General features: G+C 70.6%; 3 protein-coding genes. All 3 read right to left on the reverse strand.

Annotated elements, in window-relative coordinates:
• Window positions 1-596 precede the first annotated feature (596 nt).
• A complete protein-coding gene (locus ACWDY5_RS41405; RefSeq protein ID WP_449727595.1) occupies window positions 597-1094 on the reverse strand; it encodes a hypothetical protein in 498 nt (165 codons plus the stop codon).
• On the reverse strand, window positions 1088-1489 hold the full coding sequence (locus tag ACWDY5_RS41410) for an SDR family NAD(P)-dependent oxidoreductase (RefSeq protein ID WP_449727596.1): 402 nt from the start codon (window positions 1487-1489) through the stop codon (window positions 1088-1090). Before ACWDY5_RS41410 ends, ACWDY5_RS41405 begins: the two co-directional genes overlap by 7 nt.
• 276 nt (window positions 1490-1765) lie before the next feature.
• Window positions 1766-2062: LuxR C-terminal-related transcriptional regulator (locus ACWDY5_RS41415; RefSeq protein WP_449727597.1), on the reverse strand; the 297-nt coding region annotated here is incomplete at its 5' end.

Below are 2062 nucleotides of genomic sequence, written 5' to 3' on the forward strand. Positions count from 1 at the left end.
TCGCGCCCGCACGGCACACCAGACAGCCTACGTCCCCGCCAGCCAGCGCCACCGGTCCCGTCAACCGGCCAGCGTTCGCGCCCGGCCCGCCACGACTGCCCCGCCTCCGCGGCTTCCCTTCCGCCGTCGCTTCCGGCGGGCTCCCCGGGCCGCCGACGTCCGTTCTCTCGCGAGGCTGTCGCCAGTTGCCGGCTCGCGAGGCTGTCGCCAGTTGCCGGCGCGGCTATCGCTGGTTGCTCGTGGGCGGTCGCTCGGTGCCGGTGGCTGTTGTTCTTGGGGGGTTGCCTGGGGCGGGAGGGGGGAGCCGATCGTGGTGCCCTGCGCCGCCCTCCGCTTCCTACTGCGGTAACGAAATGATCATGGGTCAAAGTTCCGTGGGGCATTCACTATGACCGGCATACCGACTCCACCCGGATTGGCGATAGGTGGCCGCTGGGCTGGTCACCCAGAGCGACTGGGTGTGGGCAGGTGGGGTTGGCGAACCGTGGTGGGGTTGGCTTTTGCGGGGCTCCGGTGGGGGTTTGGGGGTGGGTGGACGGGTCGCCAGTTGAACATAGCGGGGAAGTTGAACTGGTGGGGGCGGCTGTCCACAGGGGCTAGGTGGTGGGGTTGTGGAGGGCGGGGAAGGGGGTGTTGGTGAGGGTTTCGGAGACGGTCCAGAGGGTGGCGGCGGTGGTCGGGTTGGTGGCGTGGGGGCGGAGTTGCTCTGGGGCGAGGCGGTGGGGGCGGAGGATGCCGCAGGGGCTGAGCATGACGGCTGCCGGAGCATGGGGAGCAGTGGCGGCGAAGATGATGGGGAGGGCGCCTTGTTCCACCGGGCGGCTCACGATTCCGGCCAGTGCGCTGGACAGGCGGCTGATCAGTGGGGAGGGGGCGCTGCCGAGCATGGGGGTTCGGGCGATGCCGGGGTGGGTCAGCATGCTGCGGATCGGGGACTTCGCGGCGCGCAGGCGGCGGTCCAGCTCCAGGGCGAACAGGACGTTGGCGAGTTTGGACTGGGAGTAGGCGCGGCCGGTGGTGTAGCCGCGGGTGATGGGCAGGTTGTCGAAGTTGAGCCTGCCGTAGCGGTACATCAGCGAGGCCACCGTCACCACGCGCGGGTCGTTGCCCTTGGCCAGGTTTTCCAGCAGCAGGCCGGTGAGCAGGAAGTGGCCGAGGTGGTTGGTGGCGTGTGGAGTTCGTGGCCCTGCGGTGAGTGGCTCTGCGGCTGGTTGCCGATGCCGGCGTTGTTGACCAGGACGTCGAGCTGGTCGCCGCGGGCGGTCAGCTCAGCGGCGAAGGCGCGGACCGAGTCCAAGTTGGACAGATCGAGTTCGCGGGTGACCAGGTTGGCATCGGGCAGCTGGGCGCGGATGCGTTCGGCCTTGGCGGGGTTGCGGACGGCCATGATCACTCGGGCGCCGCGGGCGGCCAGGGCCTTGGTGACCGCCAGGCCCAGGCCGCTGGAGGCGCCGGTCACGACTGCGGTCCGGTCGGTCTGGTCTGGCATGTCCGCGACGGTCCAGTTCCGCACAGCAACCTCCACTAACCGGATTTTCTATCCACCTGGACCGTAACACAAGTGGATTGATCATCCGTTAGTCGCAGTCCGGTGACACCGATCTCCAGTGCCTCGCGTAGGGCGCTGGTGGCCGGGATCGCCTGCGAGTCGTGGCACAGCACGGAAAGGCGGTCGCCGGTGGCGGACATCAGTTCCAGGTGCACGCCAGCCCGGAGCAGGCCAGCCGGACCCGCAGCGCGGTCACAGCAGGCCCGCCCGCAGCGCCTAGGCCACCGCGTGCGCCCGGTTGCGCAGCCGGAACCGGTGCGTGATGTCGTGCACCACGCTCACCACCGTCCGCGGCGAGTAGCACAGCTGCCGGGCGATCTCCCCGGTCTCCCTGCCGTCGGCGACCAGCCGCAGCACCTCGCGTTCCCGCTCGTTCAGCGCGACCCCGCCGATCCCCGCGCGCGGCACCGGCCGGGCGCGGTGCTCCAGCAGCTCGTCCAGCAGATCGGGCGGCACCGTGCAGTCCCCGCCCGCGGCGGCCAGCACGGTGCGGGCCAGCCGGTCCGCGCTGGC

Source organism: Crossiella sp. NPDC003009, from assembly GCF_053591555.1.